The sequence below is a fragment of the Halorussus marinus genome (genome assembly GCF_004765795.1).
Classification (GTDB): Archaea; Halobacteriota; Halobacteria; order Halobacteriales; family Haladaptataceae; genus Halorussus; species Halorussus marinus.
Genome location: NZ_SBIV01000001.1, coordinates 67,111 through 87,782, shown reverse-complemented (window position 1 = coordinate 87,782; position 20,672 = coordinate 67,111). Strand labels below are relative to the sequence as shown.

At 68.2% G+C, this 20,672-nt stretch carries 26 protein-coding genes and 1 tRNA gene; 12 read left to right on the top strand and 15 right to left on the bottom strand.

The window, feature by feature from the left end:
- Positions 1–7: 7 nt before the first annotated feature.
- The gene (locus tag EPY72_RS00475; protein WP_135805244.1) at positions 8–487 is read right to left on the bottom strand and encodes a redoxin domain-containing protein; all 480 of its coding nucleotides are present in this window, start codon (positions 485–487) and stop codon (positions 8–10) included.
- Positions 488–610: 123 nt separating this feature from the next.
- On the opposite strand from EPY72_RS00475, the gene EPY72_RS00470 reads away from it, so the two are divergent.
- Both EPY72_RS00470 and EPY72_RS00465 read left to right on the top strand, forming a co-directional pair.
- A complete protein-coding gene (locus EPY72_RS00470; RefSeq protein WP_134672068.1) occupies positions 611–859 on the top strand; it encodes a Sec-independent protein translocase subunit TatA/TatB in 249 nt (82 codons plus the stop codon).
- 13 nt (positions 860–872) lie between these two features.
- Positions 873–945 (top strand) — tRNA-Arg (locus tag EPY72_RS00465).
- A gap of 686 nt (positions 946–1,631) precedes the next feature.
- Here the strand turns inward: EPY72_RS00465 and hpt are convergent.
- From hpt to coaBC, 11 genes are all read right to left on the bottom strand, one after another.
- Complete coding sequence (gene hpt, locus EPY72_RS00460) at positions 1,632–2,198, bottom strand: hypoxanthine/guanine phosphoribosyltransferase (RefSeq protein WP_134672066.1); 567 nt, start codon at positions 2,196–2,198, stop codon at positions 1,632–1,634.
- 157 nt (positions 2,199–2,355) lie between these two features.
- A complete protein-coding gene (locus tag EPY72_RS00455) occupies positions 2,356–4,110 on the bottom strand; it encodes a Na(+)/H(+) antiporter subunit D (protein ID WP_134672065.1) in 1,755 nt (584 codons plus the stop codon).
- On the bottom strand, positions 4,110–5,828 hold the full coding sequence (locus tag EPY72_RS00450; RefSeq protein ID WP_135805243.1) for a cation:proton antiporter: 1,719 nt from the start codon (positions 5,826–5,828) through the stop codon (positions 4,110–4,112). Before EPY72_RS00450 ends, EPY72_RS00455 begins: the two co-directional genes overlap by 1 nt.
- A gap of 3 nt (positions 5,829–5,831) precedes the next feature.
- Complete coding sequence (locus tag EPY72_RS00445) at positions 5,832–7,364, bottom strand: monovalent cation/H+ antiporter subunit D family protein (protein ID WP_134672063.1); 1,533 nt, start codon at positions 7,362–7,364, stop codon at positions 5,832–5,834.
- Positions 7,357–7,713 carry a cation:proton antiporter subunit C gene (locus tag EPY72_RS00440; protein WP_134672062.1) on the bottom strand — a complete coding sequence of 119 codons (357 nt, stop codon included), beginning with the start codon at positions 7,711–7,713 and terminating at the stop codon, positions 7,357–7,359. The genes EPY72_RS00445 and EPY72_RS00440 overlap by 8 nt, the downstream gene beginning before the upstream one ends.
- On the bottom strand, positions 7,710–8,195 hold the full coding sequence (locus tag EPY72_RS00435; RefSeq protein WP_134672061.1) for an MnhB domain-containing protein: 486 nt from the start codon (positions 8,193–8,195) through the stop codon (positions 7,710–7,712). The genes EPY72_RS00440 and EPY72_RS00435 overlap by 4 nt, the downstream gene beginning before the upstream one ends.
- Complete coding sequence (locus EPY72_RS00430; protein ID WP_134672060.1) at positions 8,192–8,725, bottom strand: DUF4040 domain-containing protein; 534 nt, start codon at positions 8,723–8,725, stop codon at positions 8,192–8,194. The genes EPY72_RS00435 and EPY72_RS00430 overlap by 4 nt, the downstream gene beginning before the upstream one ends.
- Positions 8,722–9,039: a monovalent cation/H(+) antiporter subunit G gene (gene mnhG / locus EPY72_RS00425; RefSeq protein ID WP_134672059.1), complete on the bottom strand. Its 318-nt coding sequence runs from the start codon at positions 9,037–9,039 to the stop codon at positions 8,722–8,724. Before mnhG ends, EPY72_RS00430 begins: the two co-directional genes overlap by 4 nt.
- The gene (locus tag EPY72_RS00420) at positions 9,036–9,311 is read right to left on the bottom strand and encodes a cation:proton antiporter (RefSeq protein WP_134672058.1); all 276 of its coding nucleotides are present in this window, start codon (positions 9,309–9,311) and stop codon (positions 9,036–9,038) included. Before EPY72_RS00420 ends, mnhG begins: the two co-directional genes overlap by 4 nt.
- Positions 9,308–10,357 carry a monovalent cation/H+ antiporter subunit E gene (locus EPY72_RS00415; RefSeq protein ID WP_135805242.1) on the bottom strand — a complete coding sequence of 350 codons (1,050 nt, stop codon included), beginning with the start codon at positions 10,355–10,357 and terminating at the stop codon, positions 9,308–9,310. Before EPY72_RS00415 ends, EPY72_RS00420 begins: the two co-directional genes overlap by 4 nt.
- A 176-nt stretch (positions 10,358–10,533) precedes the next feature.
- Positions 10,534–11,724 (bottom strand): bifunctional phosphopantothenoylcysteine decarboxylase/phosphopantothenate--cysteine ligase CoaBC, encoded by a 1,191-nt coding sequence (gene coaBC / locus EPY72_RS00410; protein WP_135805241.1) that lies wholly within the window; start codon positions 11,722–11,724, stop codon positions 10,534–10,536.
- Between the two features lie 201 nt (positions 11,725–11,925).
- Between coaBC and EPY72_RS00405 the strand changes: the two genes are divergently transcribed.
- Positions 11,926–12,291, top strand: a complete 366-nt coding sequence (locus tag EPY72_RS00405; protein ID WP_135805240.1) for a DUF7344 domain-containing protein — start codon at positions 11,926–11,928, stop codon at positions 12,289–12,291.
- A 72-nt stretch (positions 12,292–12,363) separates the two neighbouring features.
- Positions 12,364–12,894 (top strand): type II toxin-antitoxin system RatA family toxin, encoded by a 531-nt coding sequence (locus EPY72_RS00400; protein WP_134672054.1) that lies wholly within the window; start codon positions 12,364–12,366, stop codon positions 12,892–12,894.
- Here EPY72_RS00400 and EPY72_RS00395 read toward each other — a convergent pair whose 3' ends face one another.
- Together EPY72_RS00395 and EPY72_RS00390 are read right to left on the bottom strand one after the other, a co-directional pair.
- Positions 12,895–13,485, bottom strand: coding sequence for a plastocyanin/azurin family copper-binding protein (locus tag EPY72_RS00395; RefSeq protein ID WP_135805239.1), 591 nt, complete (start codon positions 13,483–13,485; stop codon positions 12,895–12,897).
- 99 nt (positions 13,486–13,584) lie between these two features.
- On the bottom strand, positions 13,585–14,166 hold the full coding sequence (locus EPY72_RS00390) for a DUF7553 family protein (RefSeq protein ID WP_135805238.1): 582 nt from the start codon (positions 14,164–14,166) through the stop codon (positions 13,585–13,587).
- Between the two features lie 150 nt (positions 14,167–14,316).
- Between EPY72_RS00390 and EPY72_RS00385 the strand changes: the two genes are divergently transcribed.
- Positions 14,317–14,577 carry an MTH865 family protein gene (locus EPY72_RS00385; RefSeq protein WP_134672051.1) on the top strand — a complete coding sequence of 87 codons (261 nt, stop codon included), beginning with the start codon at positions 14,317–14,319 and terminating at the stop codon, positions 14,575–14,577.
- Here EPY72_RS00385 and EPY72_RS00380 read toward each other — a convergent pair whose 3' ends face one another.
- Positions 14,578–14,829, bottom strand: coding sequence for a hypothetical protein (locus EPY72_RS00380; protein WP_135805237.1), 252 nt, complete (start codon positions 14,827–14,829; stop codon positions 14,578–14,580).
- A 106-nt stretch (positions 14,830–14,935) separates the two neighbouring features.
- Between EPY72_RS00380 and EPY72_RS00375 the strand changes: the two genes are divergently transcribed.
- The 7 genes from EPY72_RS00375 (at position 14,936) to EPY72_RS00345 (ending at position 20,657) form a co-directional block, all read left to right on the top strand.
- Positions 14,936–16,306, top strand: a complete 1,371-nt coding sequence (locus EPY72_RS00375) for a hypothetical protein (protein ID WP_135805236.1) — start codon at positions 14,936–14,938, stop codon at positions 16,304–16,306.
- Complete coding sequence (locus tag EPY72_RS00370) at positions 16,303–16,638, top strand: DNA-binding protein (protein WP_244605497.1); 336 nt, start codon at positions 16,303–16,305, stop codon at positions 16,636–16,638. The genes EPY72_RS00375 and EPY72_RS00370 overlap by 4 nt, the downstream gene beginning before the upstream one ends.
- 24 nt (positions 16,639–16,662) lie before the next feature.
- The gene (locus tag EPY72_RS00365; RefSeq protein WP_134672048.1) at positions 16,663–17,022 is read left to right on the top strand and encodes a DUF7541 family protein; all 360 of its coding nucleotides are present in this window, start codon (positions 16,663–16,665) and stop codon (positions 17,020–17,022) included.
- 49 nt (positions 17,023–17,071) lie between these two features.
- Entirely contained in the window at positions 17,072–17,296 is a 225-nt protein-coding gene (locus tag EPY72_RS00360; RefSeq protein WP_134672047.1) for a DUF6684 family protein, read from the top strand.
- Between the two features lie 168 nt (positions 17,297–17,464).
- The gene (gene ctaD, locus EPY72_RS00355) at positions 17,465–19,273 is read left to right on the top strand and encodes a cytochrome c oxidase subunit I (protein ID WP_244605496.1); all 1,809 of its coding nucleotides are present in this window, start codon (positions 17,465–17,467) and stop codon (positions 19,271–19,273) included.
- Between the two features lie 218 nt (positions 19,274–19,491).
- A complete protein-coding gene (locus EPY72_RS00350) occupies positions 19,492–19,764 on the top strand; it encodes a DUF7520 family protein (protein WP_244605495.1) in 273 nt (90 codons plus the stop codon).
- 65 nt (positions 19,765–19,829) lie between these two features.
- Positions 19,830–20,657 (top strand): CBS domain-containing ParB/RepB/Spo0J family partition protein, encoded by an 828-nt coding sequence (locus EPY72_RS00345; protein WP_134672045.1) that lies wholly within the window; start codon positions 19,830–19,832, stop codon positions 20,655–20,657.
- Positions 20,658–20,672: the final 15 nt, after the last annotated feature.

The window sequence follows — 20,672 nt, the reverse complement described above, 5'->3', positions numbered from 1 at the left end:
GGGGCGGCTACTCCGCGGCGTCGGCGGCGGCCGCCTCGACCGCGTCGTAGTCGGGTTCGACGCCCGGGTCGTCGCTGACCCACCGGTAGGTGACCGTTCGGTCCCCGTCGACGACGAAGACGGCGCGCTTGGCGACCCCGTAGTAGCCGAGGTCGGCGAAATCCATCACGACGTCGTAGTCGTCGACGATCCCCTTGTTGGAGTCGCTGACCAACCCGAAGCTGAGTCCCTCCCGATCGCGGAACTCGTTCAGCGCGAACGGCGAGTCGACGCTGATGCCGTACACCGTCGCGCCGACGTCCTCGTAGGCGGCGAGCTCGGACTCGAACGTACAGAGCTCCGCCGTGCAGACGCTGGTGAACGCGCCGGGGAAGAACGCCAGCACGAGCGGCGCTTCGTCGAGGTGGTCCGAGAGGGTGAACTCCGAGACGTCGCCGTCGGCGAGCGGTGCGGTGAAGTCGGGTGCGTGATCGCCTACGTCTACCATCGTGTGTAGACGTCTCGGTGTCGGAGACAAGACAGTTCCGGAGTCGACGCCGCGGGGTCGGTTCCCGAGGCGCTACACCGAGCAAAAAGCATATAGTCCAGAATCGGCTATCTCCGAACAGAGATGGTACAGATGATTCCACTGTTCGGCCCGATTCCCGGCGGGATGGAGATGATGGTGATCCTCCTCATCGCCGTCCTGCTGTTCGGCGCGAACAAGATTCCGAAGCTCGCCCGCTCGACCGGCGAGGCGATGGGCGAGTTCAAGAAGGGGCGCCAGGAAGTCGAGGAGGAGCTCAAGGAGATGCAGGAAGGCGGCGTCGACGCCGAGACGACGACGAGCGAGACCGACGCCGAGCGGACCACCGAATAACCGATTTTTCGCGGGGCGTGTGGCCTAGTGGAGAGGGCGGGAGGTTCCTAACCTCCCGACCGCGGGTTCGAATCCCGTCACGCCCGTTCTCGTGTCGAGCAACGCGAGACCGAGAACGAAGCGTGCGGGTTCGAACCCCACAAGCCACAGCCCGGAACGGCCCGCAGGGCCGCACGCCCGGACCGTCTTGCTCCGGTTCCGAATCCCGTCACGCCCGTCGACCTTTTAGTGCGCTCGCGCCCCGAGCGGCGCTCGCTTGTAAAACGTCGATGAAACCCGCGCTCCTCGCACCGTTCGCTCCGCTCACTGCGTTCGCTCGCGGTACAATGTCTCGTGCGCAACCGCCCCGCCACCGCACAGCCACCGCACTACCGCCACTGCACAGCCACCGCACTACCGCCACTGCACAGCTACCGCATTGGGTTGGGTTCGGGTTCCAGAACACCGCCGTATTTCCCAGTCACTTCAGAAGTCGCCACGGAAGTCGTTGACAACAGCAACTATCGAAGGGGGGGTGAACGACACCCGAATACGTATAGCGACCAGCGTTACGCAACCACCGTGCCTACGAAGAAGCGATGACGACGAACTCTCTCGATACGACGGCGATGGGACGACGATCTGGCAAGACCTCGTCTTTCTGGCCGGAAGCGCCTTTTCGATCGTCGTGCTCGCGCCGACGCTGACCGACCGGACCGCCCGCATCCCGCTCGGAACGAGCCTCCCGTCGGCGCTGACCGCGGCCGGCGGGGGGCCGCGAGAGATCAGTGACTTACCCGTCGCCGTTCTCGTCGACGATGACGACCTCGCCGTCCCGGACGTCGACGTTGATCAGCGTCTTGACGTCGTAATCGGTGTCGTCGAGCTCGTTCGGACCCTGTTTTTTGATGACCGCGACGACGTCGGCCACGTCCGCGCCGATGTGTTCGAGCGCCTCCGTGATTGCCTTCATCGTCCCGCCCGTGCTGAGAACGTCGTCGAGCAACAGCACGCGATCGCCGTCCTCGACGTTGTTGACGTACATCTCGTTCTCGGAGTAGCCCGTCTGCTGGGAGAGGGCGACTTCGCCGTCGAGACCGTACTCGCGTTTCCGGATGACGACCAGCGGAATGTCGGTCATCAGCGACACCGCGGTCGAGATGTGGATCCCCATCGCCGCGGGCGTGACGATCTTGTCCACGTCCTCCAGTTCGGCCTTCCGGATGATCTTGATGACGATCTCGCGGAGGAGCCCCGGTTCGAGCATCGGGATGCCGTCGCTGATGGGGTGGACGAAGTAGTGGTAGCCGTCCTTCTCGATGATCGGCGCGTCGAGCAGCGATCGCCTCAGCTTATCCATGTCGGAGGTACTCGACCTGCGAATAAAAGGTGACGGTCTGGGGCCGGCCGTGGTCGAGGGTTTCACGGGAGCCGTTCACGTAGCCCGGGCGTGACTCGGCGTTCGCGAGGCGGGGCGCTCGGCGGCGCGTTCGGACCTCGAAAAAATGCCGGCCGGCTCAGAGCACGACGACCAGCGTGGCGACCAGTGCCACGATGATGAGGAGCACGCCGTTTCGGATGTCGGTCCGGGCCTCGACCGGACGGCCCCCGACCACCGCGACGACGCCGCCGCCGAGCCGCTGGACCGCGCTCGCCGACCCGGTCGCGAGTCCGACCGCGAGCCGATCGACCGCGGCGTACAGTTCGGTGACCCCGACGACAAGACCGCGGGTGCCGTAGAACGCCGCGGGGTTGTAGATGGCGTCGACGTCGGGGACGTCCCCGCCGTACCGTTCGAGGGGCTTCTTGATGAGGACGAACCCGACGAGGCCGATGACCGCCAGCGCCACCCCTTCGACGACGTGGGGAACGGTGTAGGTGTGGTAGACGTGCGAGACGACCGCCTCGCTGGTCACGTCGAACGGCAGGATCGCGAACAGCGCGCCGTCGAAGATGCCGTAGAAGACACAGAGCGCGGCGACGGCGACCATCGCGACGGTCTGGCCGCGGTTGGCGTCGGCGACGCTGCCGTCGTACTCGCCGTGGAGGAAGGCGTAGTAGCCGAACTTGATAAACGAGAGGAACGTGCCGACGCCCCCGACGAGGAGGAGGAGTTCGAGAGTGTGGAAGTCGCCGACTGCGACGGGTCCGGCCGGGAAGTCGTAGTGGCTGGCCGAGATGACGATGCCCTTGCTGACGAAGCCGTTGAACAGCGGGAACCCGGCGATCGAGAGTGCGGCGACCGTGAACGCGACGGCCGTGACCGGCATCTCCCGGCCGAGTCCGCCCAACTTCTTCAGGCTCTCCTTGCCGGTCCGGTAGACCACGACGCCGGCGGTCATGAACAGCAGGCCCTTGTAGAGAATGTGGTTGAAGACGTGGGCCATCGCGCCGGCCTGACCCAGCGCCGTCCCGATGCCGACGCCGGCGATCATGTAGCCGACCTGCGACTGAATGTGGTAAGACAGCAACCGGCGCATGTCGTTCTGGAACAGCGCGTACGTCGCGCCGAACACCGCCATGATGCCCCCCATATAGGCGATGGCGACGTTGCCGTCGGGGAACGCCCGGTACATGCCGTAGACACCGGTCTTGGTGGTGTAGACACAGAGGAAGACGCTCGCGGCGATATGCGGGCGCGGGTAGGTGTCGGGGAGCCACGCGTGGAGCCCGACGAACCCGACGTTGACGCCGATGCCGATGCCCGCGAGCACCGGCGCGACCGGCCCGGCCATCCCGTCGCCGGTGAACAGGAAGGTGCCGGCCGCGACGTAGTGCCAGACCACCGCGCCGAGCAGGAGCGTGCCGCCGACGCCGTGGAGCAGGGCGTACCGGTAGCCGGCCCGGATCGCGCGCCCGCCGTAGTACCACACCAGCAGGGTGCTGGTGACCGCCATCAGCTCCCAGAAGAAGATGAGGGTGAGCCAGTCGCCGCCGAAGACGGCGCCGAGGCTGGTCCCGACGTACGAGAGCGCGAACGCGGTCTGGAGGCTGTCGGCGTCGCTCGCCCACGAGTACACCACCCCGACCGCGCCGATGAAGCCGAAGATGAGCCCCATCAGCTGGGAGAACGGATCGAGGTTGAACAGCACGGCGTCGAAGCCGAACAGCCGCGTCGCCAGATGGGTGCCTTCGGGGACGAGCCAGACGTACGGGACCACGACCGCGGTCGCCAGCACGCCGAGCGCGTGGCCGAGCCGCCGGCCGACGAACGGGAGCACCAGCGCCGCTAACAGCACGGGGACGAACGGGGGAACGACGGGGTCGACCATCAGACGCTCACCCCCGTCGCGCCCGCGACGACGAGACGCACGATCCGGAGGAACACCGCGGCGTCGGGAACGACGCCGAGCGTGAGCGATCCGGCGGCCGCGAACAGGATCGGTCCGAGCATGAACCACGTCGACTCCTCGCCGGTCCAGCCGCGGTGCTCCCACTCGGGACGGTAGTCGGGGCCGTGCTCCCGGTCGATGTGTTCGGCCGCCGCCGCGCTGTCGACCGGGCCCTGCCCCTCGTGGTCGTCGGCGTAGCCGTGGTCGTCGGTGGGATCGCCGTCACGCCCGCCGGCGCCGCCGTCGGACGCGAGCCACTGGTCGGCGCCGTCGCGGGCCACCCAGCCGCCGAGCGCGGCCCCGATCACCGGCTTCTCGTCGCTCCGGTCGGGGGTCTCGAAGAACGCCGCGTAGACGACCGGCCAGAAGTACGCGATGTTGAGCACGCCCGAGACCAGCAGAGCGGCCGTGAACACCATCTGGCCCGCCGAGACGGTGCCGATCAGCAGGAAGTACTTGCTGACGAACCCCGCGACCAGCGGGATGCCGGCCATGCCGAGCGCCGCGATCCCGAACGCGGTCATCGTCAGGGGCATCCGCTTGCCGATGCCCGCCATGTTCGAGATGTCGTCGGTGTGGGTCTCGACGTGGATCGCGCCCGCACAGAAAAACAGCGTGAGCTTCATGAACGCGTGGGCGGGGATGTGGAGCAGTCCCCCGGTCAGCGACATCGGGTGGAGCACCGCCAGCCCGAGCACGATGTACGACAGCTGGCTCACGGTCGAGAACGCGAGCCGGCGCTTGAGGTTGTCCTGGCGGAGCGCGATGACGCTGGCGATCACGAGCGTGAGCGCCGCGACGACCGCGAGCGGGAGCCCCATCCCGAGGTCGCCCACGAGGTCGGGGCCGAACACGTCGAGCACCACGCGGGCGATGCCGAACACGCCGGACTTGACGACCGCGACTGCGTGGAGTAGCCCCGAGACAGGGGTGGGCGCGACCATCGCGTCGGGGAGCCACGAGTGCATCGGCATCAGCGCCGCCTTCACGCCGAAGCCCGCGACCAGCAGTCCGAACGCCGCCCGCGCGAGGGCGGGGTCGGCGCCCGCGAGTCCGGCGATGCCGCCCGCGGTGAAGTCGGTAGTCCCGGTGAGAACGAACACCAGCAGGATGCCCGCCAGCACCGCGACGCCGCCGCCGAAGGTGTACGCGAGGTACTTCCGGCCGGCCGCGCGGGCCTCGTCGGTCTCGTCGTGGGCGACCAGCGGATAGGTCGCCACGGTCAACAGCTCGTAGAAGACGTACAGCACGATGAGGTTGTGCGCGAACGCGACGCCGACCGCAGACGCCACGCTCCCCGCGAACGCCGCGAAGTACCGCGTCTGGTCGTGTTCGTCGAGCCCGCGCATGTACCCGATGCTGTAGAGGCTGGTCACCACCCACAGCGTGCTCGCGAGCAGCGCGAACAGGATACCGAGCGGGTCGGCCCGGAGCGCGAACGACACCTCGGGGACGAACGTCCCGAAGTCGGTGACGTACGTGTCGCCGGCGAGCACGCCGGGGACCATGCTCGCCACGACCCCGAACGTCCCCAGTGCCGCCAGCATGGTCCAGGTCTCCCGGACGTTCGGGCGCCCGCGGGACGCGAGGATGGGGACGGTTGCGAGGAGCGAAATCAACACCGCTGCGACCGGTCGGAGAGAGTGTATCTCTGTCATTGTTCAGGAGAGGAGACTGGTCACGGTCGGTTCGACGAGCGCTGCGTACTCGAAGACGGCCGCGCCGAGCGCGACCGCCAGCGCGGCCGCCGCGACGACGACCGCGTACATCCCGAGCGAGACGGTCCCCGGAGCGGGCAGTCGGTCGCCGCCGTCGGCGGCGGTCACGTCGGCGCCGACGTCTGCGTCGTCGCGGGCCGCCTCCGCGTCGCCGGCGGCGACCGGGGTCTCGCGGAAGAACATCCGCTCGACAAGTCGGGCGAAGTACGCCAGCGTCAACAGCGTGCTCCCGACGATGACCGCGGTCAGCACCCACGACTCGGTTTCGACCGCGCCGAGCGCGATGTACCACTTGCCGACGAAGCCGACCGCGGGCGGGATTCCGACCATCGCGAGCGCGAGCACGCCGAACGCGGTCGCGCCCGCCGGGAGCCGCTCGGCCAGCCCCTCGTAGTCGTCGACCGTGCGCGCGCCGGTCGCGGTCGCGACCAGCCCCGCGGTCAGAAAGAGCCCGCCTTTCATGATCGCGTGGCCGACGAGGTGGACGAGCGCCCCGATCATCGCGGTCTCGTTGACGAGCGAGACGCCCGCGATCACGAGCCCGTACTGGGCGACCGACGAGTAGGCCAACATCCGCTTGACCTCGGTCTGGGCGACCGCGAGCACGCTCCCGGCGACGATGCTGACCGCCGCGGCGACCCCGAGCAGGTCCCGCGCGAGCGGGTTGGCCGCGAGGAACTCCGGGGTGAAGACGGTGTAGACCACCCGGATCAGCGCGTAGGCCGACACCGTCGACACCAGCGCCGAGATCAGGCCGCTGACCGAGTCCGGCGAGGCGGCGTACGCTTCGGGCTGCCAGGTGTGGAGCGGGAACACCGCGATCTTGATGAGCAGGCCGACCACGACGAACGCGAACGCCGTCTGGACGAGCGTCGTGGTGTGGCCGTACTCGGCCAGCAGGGTCGCGAGGTCGCCCATGTTGAGCGTCCCGGTGGCGATGTAGGCGTAGCCGAGCCCCAGCAAGAACAGCGACGCCCCGACGGTGCCGATCAGCAGGTACCGGAGCGCCGCGACCGCCGACCGGCCGCCGTCGCCGCTGGCGACGACCACGTACGCCGCCAGCCCCGTGATCTCGAGGAAGACGTACATGTTGAACAGGTCGCCGGTGATCGTCAGCCCGGTCAGCCCCGCGACCAACAGCAGGTAGGCCGCGTAGAAGGGGTTCGAGCGAGGCCCCGCGACGCGGGCGTAGGCGAGTACGCCCAGCGAGACCACCGCCACCAGTCCGAGCACCGTCGCCGACAGCCCGTCGACGACGAGTTCGATGCCGTAGGGGACTTCGAAGCCGCCGACGACGTATCTGACCGTCCCCTCGAAGAGCGCGCGCCGGGCGAGTTCGGCCGCGACGCCGACGTGGACGGCCGAGGCGACGACCGCGACGGGCCACCCGCTTTTCGATCGGACGAGTCCGGCGAGCAACGCGAGCACCGATCCGACGATCGGTACGGCGACCGCGAACGGAACGAGGTCACTCATCGGCTCGCACCTCCCAGAGGGTGTCGGCGTCGAGGGTGCCGTACTCGTCGTAGATGCGCACGACCAGCCCCAGCGCGACCGCGGTGAGGCTCACCCCGACGACGATGGCGGTCAGGATGAGGACGTGGGGCAACGGGCTGACGTGGGGCGCCTCGGTCGTCAGCACCGGCGGGTTCGCGCCCTCGAGGTACGCCGACGCGATGAAGAACAGGAAGATGCCGGTCTGGAAGATGTTCACGCCGATCACCTTCTTGACGATGTTGCGGTTGCCGATCATCATGTACGTACCGACGCCCAACAGCAGGAACGTCGCCAGATAGTAGTACCGGGTGGCGATCACGTCGATCACGCCGACTCACCTCCCTCCATCCCGCCGGCGATGGCGAAAAACAGCCCGGTGATGATGCCGGCGACGATGACGCCGATGAGCAGTTCCACGAGTTCGATGCCGTACTTGCTCGCGTGATGGATGCCGAACGCCGGGTAGTCGAGGAAGGCCCCGCCCAGCGCGACCGTCGCGACGCCGATCGAGACGAACCCGAGCGTCCCGACCCCGACGATCGCCACCAGCGTCGAGGGGTCGACCCACTCGCGGGTCGGCTCGATGCCGAACGCGATGCCGAGCATCAGGATGACGGTGCCGACGATGACCCCGCCCTGGAAGCCCCCGCCCGACGAGTCGGCGCCGTGGAACATGATGAACAGCCCGAACGTGAACACGAACGGCGCGACGACTCGCACCGTCGCCATGATGATCGGACTCTCGACGTAGGCCCCCCGTTCGGTCGGCTCCGCCTCGGCGTCGGCCTCGGTCGGGTGGGCGTCGCTCATGCGAACACCTCCCGCTGGAGCACGACCAGGATTCCGACCCCCGCCGAGTAGACCACGACCGCCTCGCCGAGGGTGTCGAACCCTCGATAAGCCGCAAGCACCGCGGTGACGGCGTTTTTCACGCCGGCCTCCTTGTAGGCGTGTTCGAGGTAGTAGCCGGTCACTTCGGAGGTGGCGACCGGGGTCTCGGCGCCGCCGATCGGTGGGAGCGCCCCGAGCGTGGTCGCGAGCACGCCAACCAGCACGACGGAGACGCCAAGCGCGGGCAGGTCGAGACGTTCGAGCGTGCGCTCGCCCGACGGCCGCACGGTCTTGGTGATCGTCAGCAAGAACAGGACCGTGGTCACGCCCGCACCGACCGCGGCCTCGGTGAGCCCGACGTCGGGGGCCTGCAACACGACCCAGATGATCGCGATCCCGAGGCTGTACGCCGCAAACGCGATGATGGAGCCGAGCACGTCCCGCAACACCGCGGTCGCGAGCGCGCAGGCGAAGACGAATCCGAGCAGCGCAAACTCCAGGCCGATCATTCGTCCACCTCCTCCTCGCGGGTCCACGGCTCGATACCTTCTTCGGCGGCCGCCCGCGCGATGGCGTGGGCGGCGGTCGGGTTCGTGATGAACATGAACAACAACAACAGCAGTGCCTTGATCGTCGAGAGGTCGGAGCCGAACGTCAGCGCCACCGCGGCCAGCGAGAGGCCGGCCGCGAGGGTATCGCTCTTCGAGGCGCTGTGCGAGCGGGTGTAGAGGTCGGGCAGTCGGAGGATGCCGACGGCGGCCACGAACGCGAAGAACACCCCGCCGGCCGCGAGCAGGGCGATCGCGATCTCTCGGGGCGTCACAGCACACCACCCCGCTCGACCGTGAACTTCGAGATGGCGATGCTCATCAGGAAGTTCAACAGCGCGTAGACGATCGCGATGTCGAGCGCCGACGACTCGCCGAGGGCGGCCGCGACGAGCGCGATCACGATGACGGTGTTCGTGCCGATGACGTTGACCGCGATGACGCGGTCCTGCATCGTCGGCCCCCGGACCAGCCGGTAGACGACCGCCAGCGAGACGAGGACGAACGCACCGGCGGCCGTCAACAGCGCGGTACTGATGAACGTCACGCGTTCTCACCTTCCGTCGGTCGCTCGGCGTCGTCCGAGTCGGCGTCGCGCTCGGCGGGGCTCGGGATGCGAGCTGCCGACCGGCCGTAGAAGACGAACCGGACCGCCCGCTCTAGGGTCCCGCCGAGCAGGTCCTCGCGCGCGCCGTCGGTGAGCGCGTGTACCGTGAAGTGGCGCCGGGAGACGTCGATCGTGAGCGTCCCCGGGGTGAGGGTGATGCTGTTCGCCAGCGTCGTCACCGGGAGCTCCGACCACACCGCGGCGTCGAACTCGACGACCTCGGGGTCGATCGGGAGGTCCGGGTGAAGGACGACGTACGCGATCTGGAAGTTGGCCTTCGCGATCTCCCACAGCAGGAACGGCGCGTACACCACCAGACGTCCGAGCCGCCCCGCGAGCCGCGACACGTCGACGAACCCGCTGAGCGAGATCCGCCAGAGGAGCCCGGCGACTACGAGGCCGCTTATCGCGCCGGTCGCCAGATCGAAGGTCGACAGCGTTCCCCCGACGAGCAGATAGAAGCCGTACGCCCACCCGAACAGCACCGCGAACTGGCCGAGCCCCGCGCGGCGGGCGAGCGGGAACCGCCGGGTCGGTCGCTCGACCGGCGCGATCTCGACCGCGAGGCCCGCGCGTTCGAGTTCGGTCTCCAGGGGCGGCAACAGCGGCGTCATCCCCGAGGGGTTGAATTCGGGGTCGAGCACCACGGTTTCGACGTCGTTTTCGGCGGCGTACCGGCCCAACACGTCGGCGTAGTCGCCGGGGTTGAACAGGTACTCGTCGGGGCCGACCAGCGCGGTCTCGACGCCGATCGACGCCGCGTTGTCGCCGAGGTCCTCGGCGACCCACGCGCGGACCCGATCGAGCAGCTCGGTCGCGTCCTCGGGCGGGTCACCGACCGTGACCCGCTCGGAGACCGGATAGACGAAGTGAAGCGTCGGGGCCGCGCCCGGCTCGGCGTCGACGGCGCTCTCGGCGGCGTACGCCACCGTGTTGCGGAGCGTGACCGAATCCCGAACCGGGACCAGAATCTGGGTCCCCGTCATCGGAGTGGGCCGCTCGAACTGATTCGTCCGGAACGACGATACACCGGTAGGTGGCCGACCATCGTGAGAGTCCTATCTGAAAAGGGTAGCCAGTGTATAAAGATTGCTTCGGTTTCCCGAGACCCGGTGGCACGGCCGGATCGCGAATCGCGCGACCGGACCGGGCCGCCGGCAGGTCAGTCGAGTTCGGCGGCGATCCCGTCGGCGACCGCCCGACCCAGTTGGGCCTTCGAGCCCTCGTAGGTCCGGACGCTGTGCTCGCGGACGAAAAGCGCTCGGGTCTCGTCGCCGCCCATCACGCTGGCGTCGTTCGCGACCACGAACGAGAGGTCCGCGCGCCGGAGCGTCTCGCGGGCGCGCTCGACCATCGCGGCGTCGTCGCCGGCGGTCTCGGCCTTGAAGCCGACGATCGGGAGGTCGCTGTCGGCCCGGATCTCGTCGATGAGCTTCGGCGTGGGCGCGAGATCGAGCGATCGCTCTCGACCCGAGCGGAGCTTCTCGTCGGCGGGGTCGACGGTGTAGTCGGCGATCGCGGCCGCCGAGACGAGCGCGTCCGTGCCCTCGGCGACCGACTCCCGGACCGCCCCGAGCATCTCCGCGGCGGATTCGACCGAGACGAGATCGGCGTACGGGATCGGGCCGCCGATCGTCTCGCGGTCGACCGGGTGGGGGCCGACCGGGCCATGGACCAGCGTCACGTCCGCACCGAGCGCGTAGCAGGCGCGGGCGACCGCCCGGCCGGTCTTGCCCGACGATCGGTTGGTCAGCACGCGCACGGGGTCGATCGGTTCGGCGGTCGCCCCGGTAGTGATCGTTACGTGCGCGCCCGAGAGGGCGTCCGGGGCGGCCGCGCGTGCGACCGCCAGCGCGATCGCGTCGGCAGTCGCGATCTTGGCCTTTCCCTCCTCGATCCGAGGGGCGACGAACTCGACGCCCCACGACTCGACGCGCTCGATCGCGTCGAGCACGCCCGGATGGTCGTACATCGGTTCGTGCATCGCGGGCGCGACGACGACCGGCAGATCCGCGCCGAGCGCGGTGGTCGCGGTCGTCGTGACCGGCGTATCGTCGATCGCGGCCGCCACCTTGCCGACGGTGTTGGCGGTCGCTGGCGCGATCAGGAACACGTCTGCCCACCCGTCGCGTCCGCAGAGGTCGACGTGCTCGACGCCGCCGGTGATCTCGGTGACGACGGGCGCGTCGGTCGCGAACTCGACCGCCCACGGGTGGACGATTCCGGCGGCGCTGTCGGTCATCACCGCCCGGACAGCGGCGCCCCGCCTCCGGAGTTCGTGGGCCAACTCGACTACCTTCACCGCCGCGATACTGCCGGTCACGCCCACCGCGACGTTGACTCCCGCGAGCATGGCGGATCTTGGGGCCGGCCCACGTTAAATGGGAGGGGGTTCGGGTCGGCGACTCCCGAATCGGGGCGCTACGCCGCGGAAACAGAGAGATAATAAACTGAAAGGAATCCTTGAAACGGTTGCAACGGTCCGGCAGAACGCACCGAACGCACCGGGAACGTGGACCCAGTTGATATACCCTCGGCGTCACCGTCACACTGTATGCCCGAATACGCCCTCGCCGACGAACGTGCCGACGACGTAAGCGCGGCTTTCGAACTGCTGTCGAGCGCCCGCCGCCGGGGCGTCCTCTACGCGGCCGACCGGGGGACGGAGACGTCCGTCGAAGCGCTGGCCGAACGCATCGCGACCTGGCTGGGCGACCCCGACGCCTCGACCGTCGCGTTATCCCTGCGCCACACCCACCTGCCAAAGCTCGCGGACGCGGGCGTCGTCGAGTACGACTCCGAGCGCGGCACGGTCGAACTCACCGACGGGGTCAGCGACCTCGAACCGTATCTGGCGTCGATCTCGGACTCCGACGCCGGTCGGACCTCGGGGCGACGGGCCTCGGAGCTGAACGCCTGAGTCGCGGTCCCCCGCCGCCGATCCCCGCCGCTCGCCGGAACTTTTAGGCTCCGCTCACCCGAAGGCCCCAGCGTGGACAGCGTCGAAATCAGCACCGTCGTCTACGTGCCGCCCGAGGAGGCCTACGATTTTCTCGCGGACTTCGAGGGGTACGCCGATTACTCGAACCACCTCGACGGCGTCGATCGGCACGGCGACGGCGGTCCGGGAACCGAGTACGACATCCGCCTCTCGTGGTGGAAACTCGAATACACCGTCCGGTCGGCGGTGACCGAACTCGACCGCCCGAACACCATCGATTGGCGGCTCGTCAAGGACCTGAACGCCCACGGGCGCTGGGTCGTCGAACCCGCGCCCGACGAGGCGCCGCCCGACCGCGGGTCGGCCTCGCGGGTCCGGCTCGTCATCCGGTTCGACGCCGACTCGGCGAGTTCCGACATGCTCGATCTGCCGCGGCTCGTCTCGCTGAGTTGGGTCGTCGAGAAGGTGAAACCGATCGTGTTACAGGAAGCAGAGCGGGTGGTCGAGCGCATCGTCGCGGACCTCGAAGGCGAGCCCCGAGCGGTCGAGCTGACGCTTCACGAGGCCCCCGACGCCGTGTGATTACTCGCCGGCGTCGCCGTAATCGCCGCCGTACTTGAGGAAGAAGTACGCGAGTCCGAGCGTGAACACCATCGCGGCGGTCGTCGCGACGCCGAGGGTCTTGGCTGTCGACGGGATGGCCGGCCCGGCCGCCTCGCCGCCCCCGCCCGCGTCGGGCGACACCGTGATCGTCCCGACCATGCCCGCGCTCCGGTGGGGCGTACAGTAATACTCGTAGTCGCCTTCGATCTCGAAAGTGTGGCTGTACTCGTGGCCGGTGTTGTACGTCTCGCTGTCGCCGCCTTCGGTCCCCTCCCAGTCCGCGCCCTCGGGCGTCGAGTCGGCGACCACGTTGTGGTTGTCCGAGTCCCAGACCCACTTGACGGTCGTCCCGGGCTGGATCTCGATCTCGGCGGGTTCGAACACGAGGTCGCCGCCGGGGCCGACGGTCACTTCCTTCGTGGCCCCGCCACCGCCGCCGCCGCCCGATTCCTCGCCGCCCTCGTCTTGCGCCGCTGCGGTTCCGGCCGCCCCCGCGGCCGCCGCTGCGCCCGTGGCGGTCCGCATGAAGCCGCGGCGAGTGACCGACTCGCTCGATTCCGTGTTCGTCATGCGTGATGGTAGCGGTGGCGGGTACTCTATACTTTCGATCCGACCTTTCGGCGCCCGACCGCGTCGTCCCTCGAAACGAGCGCCGGCGCCGGCGACCTGCTACGTTCGCACCTCCCCGGTGTCCGAAATCGAGATCGCATGTGTGGTCGCGTCCGCGGGCGCGTCCGCGTCGAACTCGAACTGTGCTTGCTCGCCGCCCGCAAGGGCGAACTCCGGCCCCCGGACCGACTCCACCTCGGCGGCCCGATCGTCGTAGAACGTGACGATCGGGACGATTTCGGTGTCCGCGCCCGTGTTGGCGACGGTGACGGCCACCGTTACCTCCCCGACCGGGACCACCTCGTCGGCACCGGGACCGCCAGAATCCCGGACGGTCGAATCGACGACCGCGAGGTTCGCGTCGGTCTGCTGGCGGCTCTCGCGGTAGATGTGGAGCCGATTGCGCGCCGACTGCACCGCGCGGGCGGCCGCCTCGTCGTCGAGTCGTTCTTCGACCCGGAGCAGTTGATTGTCGACTTCGTCGACGATGCCGCCGCGGTCGGCGCGGTCGCGCTCCTCGAAGGCGTCGAGCCGGTCGCTCACCGTCCGAAGCTCCGATCGCAGGTCGTCGTCCCCGTCGGTCTCCTCGATCGCTCGTGCGAGGTCGTCGCGGATGTCGATGAGTGCAGGTAGCGGTGTCACGGTCCCACCCGCCGACACCTACCGGCCAGACCGAGAAGTGTCCACTGGCCGCGAACCCACACGGGGCAGGCGGCCCGTCGACGAATAAACACACAATGAGTTTTCGGTTGTTCCGGAACGTTTTTGCCCGGAACGACACATTGGACGGGTATGGCAGACGAAACCGAAGCCGAGCTCCGGTCGCAGTTCACAGACGCCTTCGAGGGCGCAGACTACCCGGTCACCAATCCGATGGATCTGGTGCCCGCGCTCCCCGACGGGCCGGGCACGAAGTTCGAGGCCGGCGACGTGAGCTTCACCGCGATGGAGCTGTCCACGAAGATGTCCGACGCGCAGGACTTCCCCTACGACGACGTCGACACGCTGGTCGAGGACCTGATTCAGGGCCTGAAAGACAAGGAGATGCTGTAGCTACTCGTCGTCCTCTTCCTCGGGAAGCGCGACTAACAGCACTTCCCACACGTCGTACTGCTCGTTGAAGTGGCTGTCCAGCACGCGGTCTTTCTCGCCGATCGGGATCGGCTGTTGGGGATGGGACAGTTCGAGCCACGTCACTGTGGGCTCGGTGATGTCCATCTCCGCGATGTCCTCGGGCTGGGCCGGCTCGGTCGGATCGTGCTGGCCTCGCTCGTCTGGTCCTGTCGGTGTGCCTTGACGTTCCACGATAACCCCCACGCCTCGTACCACCCCGTCCGGTAAAACCTTGCCGGCGCCCCGGTGCCGTCTGGGAGTCGGAAGCTCCAAGTTCGCCTCGGCCCAAGCGTCGGTCATGAGAACGCGGTGGCTCCGGCGCGGCCTCGGCGTCGCGCTCGCGACGACGGTCGGGTTCGTCGGGCGGGCGCTCGCCCACGGCGGGAGCTTGCGGGCGGCCACGGGGTCGCTCTCGATCCCGACGTGGCTGTTCTTGCTGACCGGCGGCGGGGTGGTGGGCGCGTCGTTCCTGCTCGCCAGCTTCGTGACCGACCGGGCGTTCATCCGGGCGGTCCACGAGTGGCGCCGGGTCGCGGACGCCCCGCTGGCGGTCGCCCGGCGCGCGACCAGAGCGGTGTCGGTGGTCGCGCTGTTCGGCGTCGTGGCCGTCGGCTTCCTCGGCCCGACCGACCCGCTCCGCAACGCCGCGATACTGGTAGTGTGGGTCGGCTGGTGGGCGGGCTACGTCGCGACCGTCTACCTACTGGGCAACAGTTGGCCCGCGCTCAACCCCTGGCGGGCGCTCGCCGAATGGCTCCCGTCGCTCGACCGCGCGTACCCCGAGCGGTTCGGCGCGTGGCCAAGCGTGGTCGGACTGCTCGCGCTCATCTGGCTCGAAGTCGTGAGCCCGCTGGCCGACGAGCCGCGACTGCTCGCGGGCGTCGTCGTCGGCTACTCGGTCGCGACGCTCGCCGGCGCCGCCGTCTACGGCTCGGACGCGTGGTTCGACCGCGTCGACCCCGTCTCGCGGGTGTTCCGGTACTACGGCCGGGTCGCCCCGCTCCAGCGCACCGACGACCGCCTCGAACTCCGGCCGCCCGGCGCGGCGCTGACCGAGCCCCGTCTCGTCGACGGCCGCGACGAGATCGCGTTCGTCGTCGCGCTCCTGTGGGTGACCACCTACGACGGCTTCGTCGGGACGCCCGTCTGGGCCGACCTCGCCCGCGGCGCCGTCGGACTCGGGGTGCCCGCGGTCGCGGTCTACCCCGCGGGGCTGTTGATCGGGTTCGCCGCGTTCCTCGGCGCCTACCGCCTCGCCTCGCGGTCCGCGCGCGAGACCGCCGAGACCTACCTCACCCCCGACGCGATCGCACGCCGGTTCGCACCCTCGCTGCTCCCGATCGCGGCCGGCTACCACCTCGCGCACTTCCTCGGATACTTCCTCTCGCTATCGCCCGCGCTGACCGCCGCGGTGACCAGCCCGCTGTCGCCGCCGCTCAATCCGGTGTTGATCGTGCTCCCCGGCTGGTTCGGCGGGCTCGCGGTGGCGTTCGTGCTCGTCGGCCACCTCGTGGCGGTCTGGGTCGCCCACGCGACCGCCTACGAGGTGTTTCCCGGCCGCCTGCAGGCGGTCCGGAGCCAGTACCCGTTCGTCGTCGTGATGGTCCTCTACACCATGAGTAGCCTCTGGATCGTGTCCGCGCCCGACGTCACACCCCCGTTCGTATGAGCTCAGAGACAGCCACCCACGAGACCCGCGTCCCGCCGGACGAATCGCCCGCGGAGTGCCCGTACTGTCAGCGCCCGCTGGAGAGCGCCGAGTTGCTCACGCTCCACAAGGGCCTCGACCACTGGGAGCGACTCGACGACGACGAGCGCGAGCGGTTCCGCGAGACCTACGCGGCCGAAAGCGAGAGCCTTCGGAGCTTCCGGCTCAAGCTCTTGGGCCTGCTGGTGGTGCTTTACTTCGCGTTCCTATTCGTCTACTCGTACGTGACGACCGACCCCATCAGCGCCGGGATGGTCGCGACCGCTCGCGGGCCGATAGTCGGAGCGCTTTAGTCGGCGCCGTCCGCAACTACTGGTATGGACGAGCAACCGGGACTGAGCGACGAGTATCGCAAGGCCAGCCCGTGGCCGGTGTTCGTGGCGTTCGGACTCGCAATCTTCGAAGTGGGCATCGTCATGGCGCTGTTCCCAGTCGCGGTCGGCGGTCTCTTGCTGTTCGTCGGGAGCGTCGTGGGCATCCTGCGCGAATCCGGGTACGTCGCGGACCCGTGGAAGGGGCTGGTCACGGCGTCGGTGATCTGTCTCGCGGTCGGCGGCGCGGTCGCGTTGACCACGACGAACGCCGTCCGTCTCCGGGGGATTGCCGTGCTGGTCGGCGGGCTGTTAGTGTTGCTCGCGGGCGTGTTCGGCTCGTTCTGGGAGCCGGCCGCCGCCTGACCCGGACGAATCGGCAATTTATTTGAGACCCCGCTCGTAACACCCGAGCATGGCAACACCGCTGTTCGAACGCGAGACGTGGCTCGACATCTCGGTCAACATCATCCCGCTTCTCATCATCGGGTTCTTCATCGCGCTGTTTACGGTCGCCACGCCCTGGGAGATTGAGGGGCTGACCTCCGTCATCGGCTACGGCCTGCTGATCGTCCCCTTCCTGTTGCTGGCGTATCTCACTTACATCGCGGCCTCGCTCATCGAGGGCGCCGAGGCCTGATCGCCGCGTCGACGCGACCGCTCTAGGTTCGCGAGTCTACGACCTGACGGACGAGCGAGCGATCTACTCGATCGGATACCGTCCGTGCTCTTTCATCTCGTAATCGCCCGCCGCACTGGCGGCGACGGAACCTAACCTTTCTTTACGTTGTAGTCCTGACTCTGCGGTATGGTAGAAGCCGGGCAAATAGCACTTACCGTCGTCATGGGGGTGTTCCTCCTCGCGGTCGCCGCGTTCCTCACGCGCTTCGAGGACTGGCGGTCGTACGCCCCCATCGCGAGCGGTGGCGGCTACGTCGGCGAACAGACTGGGCAAGCACACCAAGAGAAGCCATCCGGGATCAGCCGTTGGCTGACCACGGTCGACCACAAGGACATCGGCATTCTCTACGGGCTCTACGGCCTCACCGCGTTCGCGTGGGGCGGCATCGCGGTCCTGCTGATGCGGACCGAACTGGCCACGCCGACCGAGGCCATCATCGGTGCGAACTTCTACAACGCCCTGCTGACGACCCACGGGATCACGATGCTGTTCCTGTTCGGAACGCCGATCATCGCGGCGTTCGGCAACTACTTCATCCCGCTTTTGATCGGAGCCGACGACATGGCGTTTCCCCGGATCAACGCCATCGCGTTCTGGTTGCTCCCGCCGGCCGCCATCCTCATCTGGATCGGCTTCCCGCTGGCGGCGACCGACATCGGCATCGCGCCCGCCGAGACCAGCTGGACGATGTACACGCCGCTGTCGGTCGAGCAGGCCAACCCCGGGGTCGACCTGATGTTGCTCGGACTCCACCTCTCTGGAGTGTCGGCGACGATGGGTGCGATCAACTTCATCGCGACCATCTTCACCGAGCGCGGCGATGAGGTCGGCTGGGAGCGCCTCGACATCTTCTCGTGGACGATGCTGACCCAGTCGGGGCTCATCCTGTTCTCGTTCCCGCTGCTGGGGAGCGCGCTGGTGATGTTGCTCCTCGACCGGAACTTCGGGACGATGTTCTTCGCGGTCGAGGGCGGCGGCCCGATGCTGTGGCAACACCTGTTCTGGTTCTTCGGCCACCCCGAGGTGTACATCCTCGTGTTACCGCCGATGGGACTGGTGAGCCTGATCTTGCCCAGATTTGCGGGCCGGAAGCTGTTCGGATTCAAGTTCGTGGTCTACTCGACGCTGGCGATCGGCGTCCTCTCGTTCGGGGTGTGGGCCCACCACATGTTCTCGACCGGGATGGACCCCCGGATCCGGGCGTCGTTCATGGCGGTGTCGTTGGCGATCGCGGTGCCGTCGGCGGTCAAGACCTTCAACTGGATCACCACCATGTGGAACGGCCGGCTCCGGCTGACCGCCCCGATGCTGTTTTGCATCGGATTCGTCCAGAACTTCATCATCGGCGGGGTGACCGGCGTCTTCCTCGCGTCGGTCCCCGTCGACCTCGTGCTCCACGACACCTACTACGTGGTCGGGCACTTCCACTTCATCGTGATGGGCGCGATCGCTGTCGCCGGGTTCGCGGGTATCTACTACTGGTTCCCGCTTTTCACCGGCCGGATGTACCAGAAGACCCTCGCGAAGGTGCACTTCTGGACCACCATGATCGGTTCGAACCTGACGTTCTTCGCGATGCTGTTCCTGGGGTACGGCGGGATGCCCCGGCGGTACGCCACCTACCTCCCGCAGTTCACCGACTGGCACCTCGTCGCGACCGTCGGCGCCTTCATCATGGCGTTCGGCCAGCTGGTCTTCGTCTGGAACCTCGTGACGTCGTGGCTCGAAGGCCCCCGCGTCGGCTCGGGCGACCCGTGGGACCTCGAAGACGACGGGCTCAAGACCAAGGAGTGGACGTGGTTCGAGCGCAAGCGCGAGACCGCCATCGCCACCGACGGCGGCGAACCGAACGAGCAGGACGTCCGCACCGACGGCGGCGAGCCGAGCGGCGAGGAGACCGGCTCTCGCTCCGGTCGGCGTAGCGAAGAAGAGTAACGCGGCCGCGTTTTTCCGTCGTTTCAGTTCGTCTCGTCTCGCCGCTGGTCTCCACCGGCGACCGGGAGGCTCACGTCACCGCGAGGATGATCCCCATGGCGAACATGAGGATCGCGAGTCCCCCCAACAGCAGGGCGAGGAGGTCTTTTTCGGTCACGTTCGTGCTACGCGCCGACCGGATGAAAAGGCTAATCCTTCCGCCCGCCCGACGTTCGGCCGTGACTGGGACGCTCCGCGGGCGGTCGATCGTGGTCGCGCTCTACGCCGTCATCGTCGGGATCACCGGCGTCGTCGGCGCGATACTCGGCGCGTTCGGACCCGACGACCTCACCCCGGTCGCGCTGTTCGGACTGGTCGACATCCAGCCCACGCCGCTCGGGCTGGCGGTCTACGGCGCGACCACCATCGGTCTGATACTCGGAGTCCTGCTGGGGCTGGTCGCGTACGTCTCGCGACGGGTCGACGCCGAACGGGCCGGCGAACAGAGCTGAGAGGCCCGCCCCGGCCGGCGAACCGCTCGGGATAACCTTTTCACCGGCCGGCACAACGTTGCGGTATGGACGTGTCGGCAGTGGCAGACGGCGGCCTCTCCGGGAGCAAACCGAAGGTCAAAGACTACATGACCCGCGACGTGGCGACGGTCACGCCCGACGACAGCGTCGAGGAGGTATCCCGTCGCATCGCCGAGAGCAACGAGCACAACGGCTTTCCGGTGTGTGACGGACGGCGCGTCGAGGGGTTCATCACCGCCCGCGACATGCTGCTGGCCGACCCGCAGGAGCCGATCTTCAAGGTGATGAGCCAGGAGCTCATCGTCGCCCACCCCGACATGGACGTCAACGACGCCGCCAGAGTGATCCTCCGGTCGGGCATCCAGAAGCTCCCGGTGGTCGACGACGCGGGCAACCTCGTCGGGATCATCTCGAACACCGACGTGATCCGCTCGCAGATCGAGCGCGCGACCCCCGAGAAGGTCGGAAAGCTGATGCGGACCCTCGAATCGATCCACGACACCGAGGTCGAACAGACCCGCCGCGAGATCCCGCTCGACGAACTCACTCCCACGCAGGGGAAGGTGTACGCCGACGAGCTCGAAGGTCGGTCCTACGAGCTCGAACGCGGGCTCGCCGAGCCGCTGGTCGTCATCGAACACGCGACGCGCGAGGGAACCGATTTCCTGTTGGCCGACGGCCACCACCGGGCGCTGGCGGCCGACCGCCTCGACATCGAGGAGATGGACGCGTACGTGATCGTGGTCGACGAGGTGGTCGAGCTCGGGATGGAGAAGACCGCCGAGAAGGAGGGTCTCGAAACGATCGACGACGTGAAGGTGGTCGACTACGCCCGCCACCCGCTGGTCGAGACGACCAAGCGCCTCCAGTAGCGGCCGGCCACCGGC

Bases quoted from the DNA above. Each gene is read 5' to 3' on its own strand.
- EPY72_RS00475 (WP_135805244.1), bottom strand. From the start codon at position 487: ATGGTAGACGTAGGCGATCACGCACCCGACTTCACCGCACCGCTCGCC.
- EPY72_RS00470 (WP_134672068.1), top strand. From the start codon at position 611: ATGGTACAGATGATTCCACTGTTCGGCCCGATTCCCGGCGGGATGGAG.
- hpt (WP_134672066.1), bottom strand. From the start codon at position 2,198: ATGGATAAGCTGAGGCGATCGCTGCTCGACGCGCCGATCATCGAGAAG.
- EPY72_RS00455 (WP_134672065.1), bottom strand. From the start codon at position 4,110: ATGGTCGACCCCGTCGTTCCCCCGTTCGTCCCCGTGCTGTTAGCGGCG.
- EPY72_RS00450 (WP_135805243.1), bottom strand. From the start codon at position 5,828: ATGACAGAGATACACTCTCTCCGACCGGTCGCAGCGGTGTTGATTTCG.
- EPY72_RS00445 (WP_134672063.1), bottom strand. From the start codon at position 7,364: ATGAGTGACCTCGTTCCGTTCGCGGTCGCCGTACCGATCGTCGGATCG.
- EPY72_RS00435 (WP_134672061.1), bottom strand. From the start codon at position 8,195: ATGAGCGACGCCCACCCGACCGAGGCCGACGCCGAGGCGGAGCCGACC.
- EPY72_RS00430 (WP_134672060.1), bottom strand. From the start codon at position 8,725: ATGATCGGCCTGGAGTTTGCGCTGCTCGGATTCGTCTTCGCCTGCGCG.
- EPY72_RS00415 (WP_135805242.1), bottom strand. From the start codon at position 10,357: ATGACGGGGACCCAGATTCTGGTCCCGGTTCGGGATTCGGTCACGCTC.
- coaBC (WP_135805241.1), bottom strand. From the start codon at position 11,724: ATGCTCGCGGGAGTCAACGTCGCGGTGGGCGTGACCGGCAGTATCGCG.
- EPY72_RS00405 (WP_135805240.1), top strand. From the start codon at position 11,926: ATGCCCGAATACGCCCTCGCCGACGAACGTGCCGACGACGTAAGCGCG.
- EPY72_RS00395 (WP_135805239.1), bottom strand. From the start codon at position 13,485: ATGACGAACACGGAATCGAGCGAGTCGGTCACTCGCCGCGGCTTCATG.
- EPY72_RS00385 (WP_134672051.1), top strand. From the start codon at position 14,317: ATGGCAGACGAAACCGAAGCCGAGCTCCGGTCGCAGTTCACAGACGCC.
- EPY72_RS00375 (WP_135805236.1), top strand. From the start codon at position 14,936: ATGAGAACGCGGTGGCTCCGGCGCGGCCTCGGCGTCGCGCTCGCGACG.
- EPY72_RS00370 (WP_244605497.1), top strand. From the start codon at position 16,303: ATGAGCTCAGAGACAGCCACCCACGAGACCCGCGTCCCGCCGGACGAA.
- EPY72_RS00365 (WP_134672048.1), top strand. From the start codon at position 16,663: ATGGACGAGCAACCGGGACTGAGCGACGAGTATCGCAAGGCCAGCCCG.
- EPY72_RS00360 (WP_134672047.1), top strand. From the start codon at position 17,072: ATGGCAACACCGCTGTTCGAACGCGAGACGTGGCTCGACATCTCGGTC.
- ctaD (WP_244605496.1), top strand. From the start codon at position 17,465: ATGGTAGAAGCCGGGCAAATAGCACTTACCGTCGTCATGGGGGTGTTC.
- EPY72_RS00345 (WP_134672045.1), top strand. From the start codon at position 19,830: ATGGACGTGTCGGCAGTGGCAGACGGCGGCCTCTCCGGGAGCAAACCG.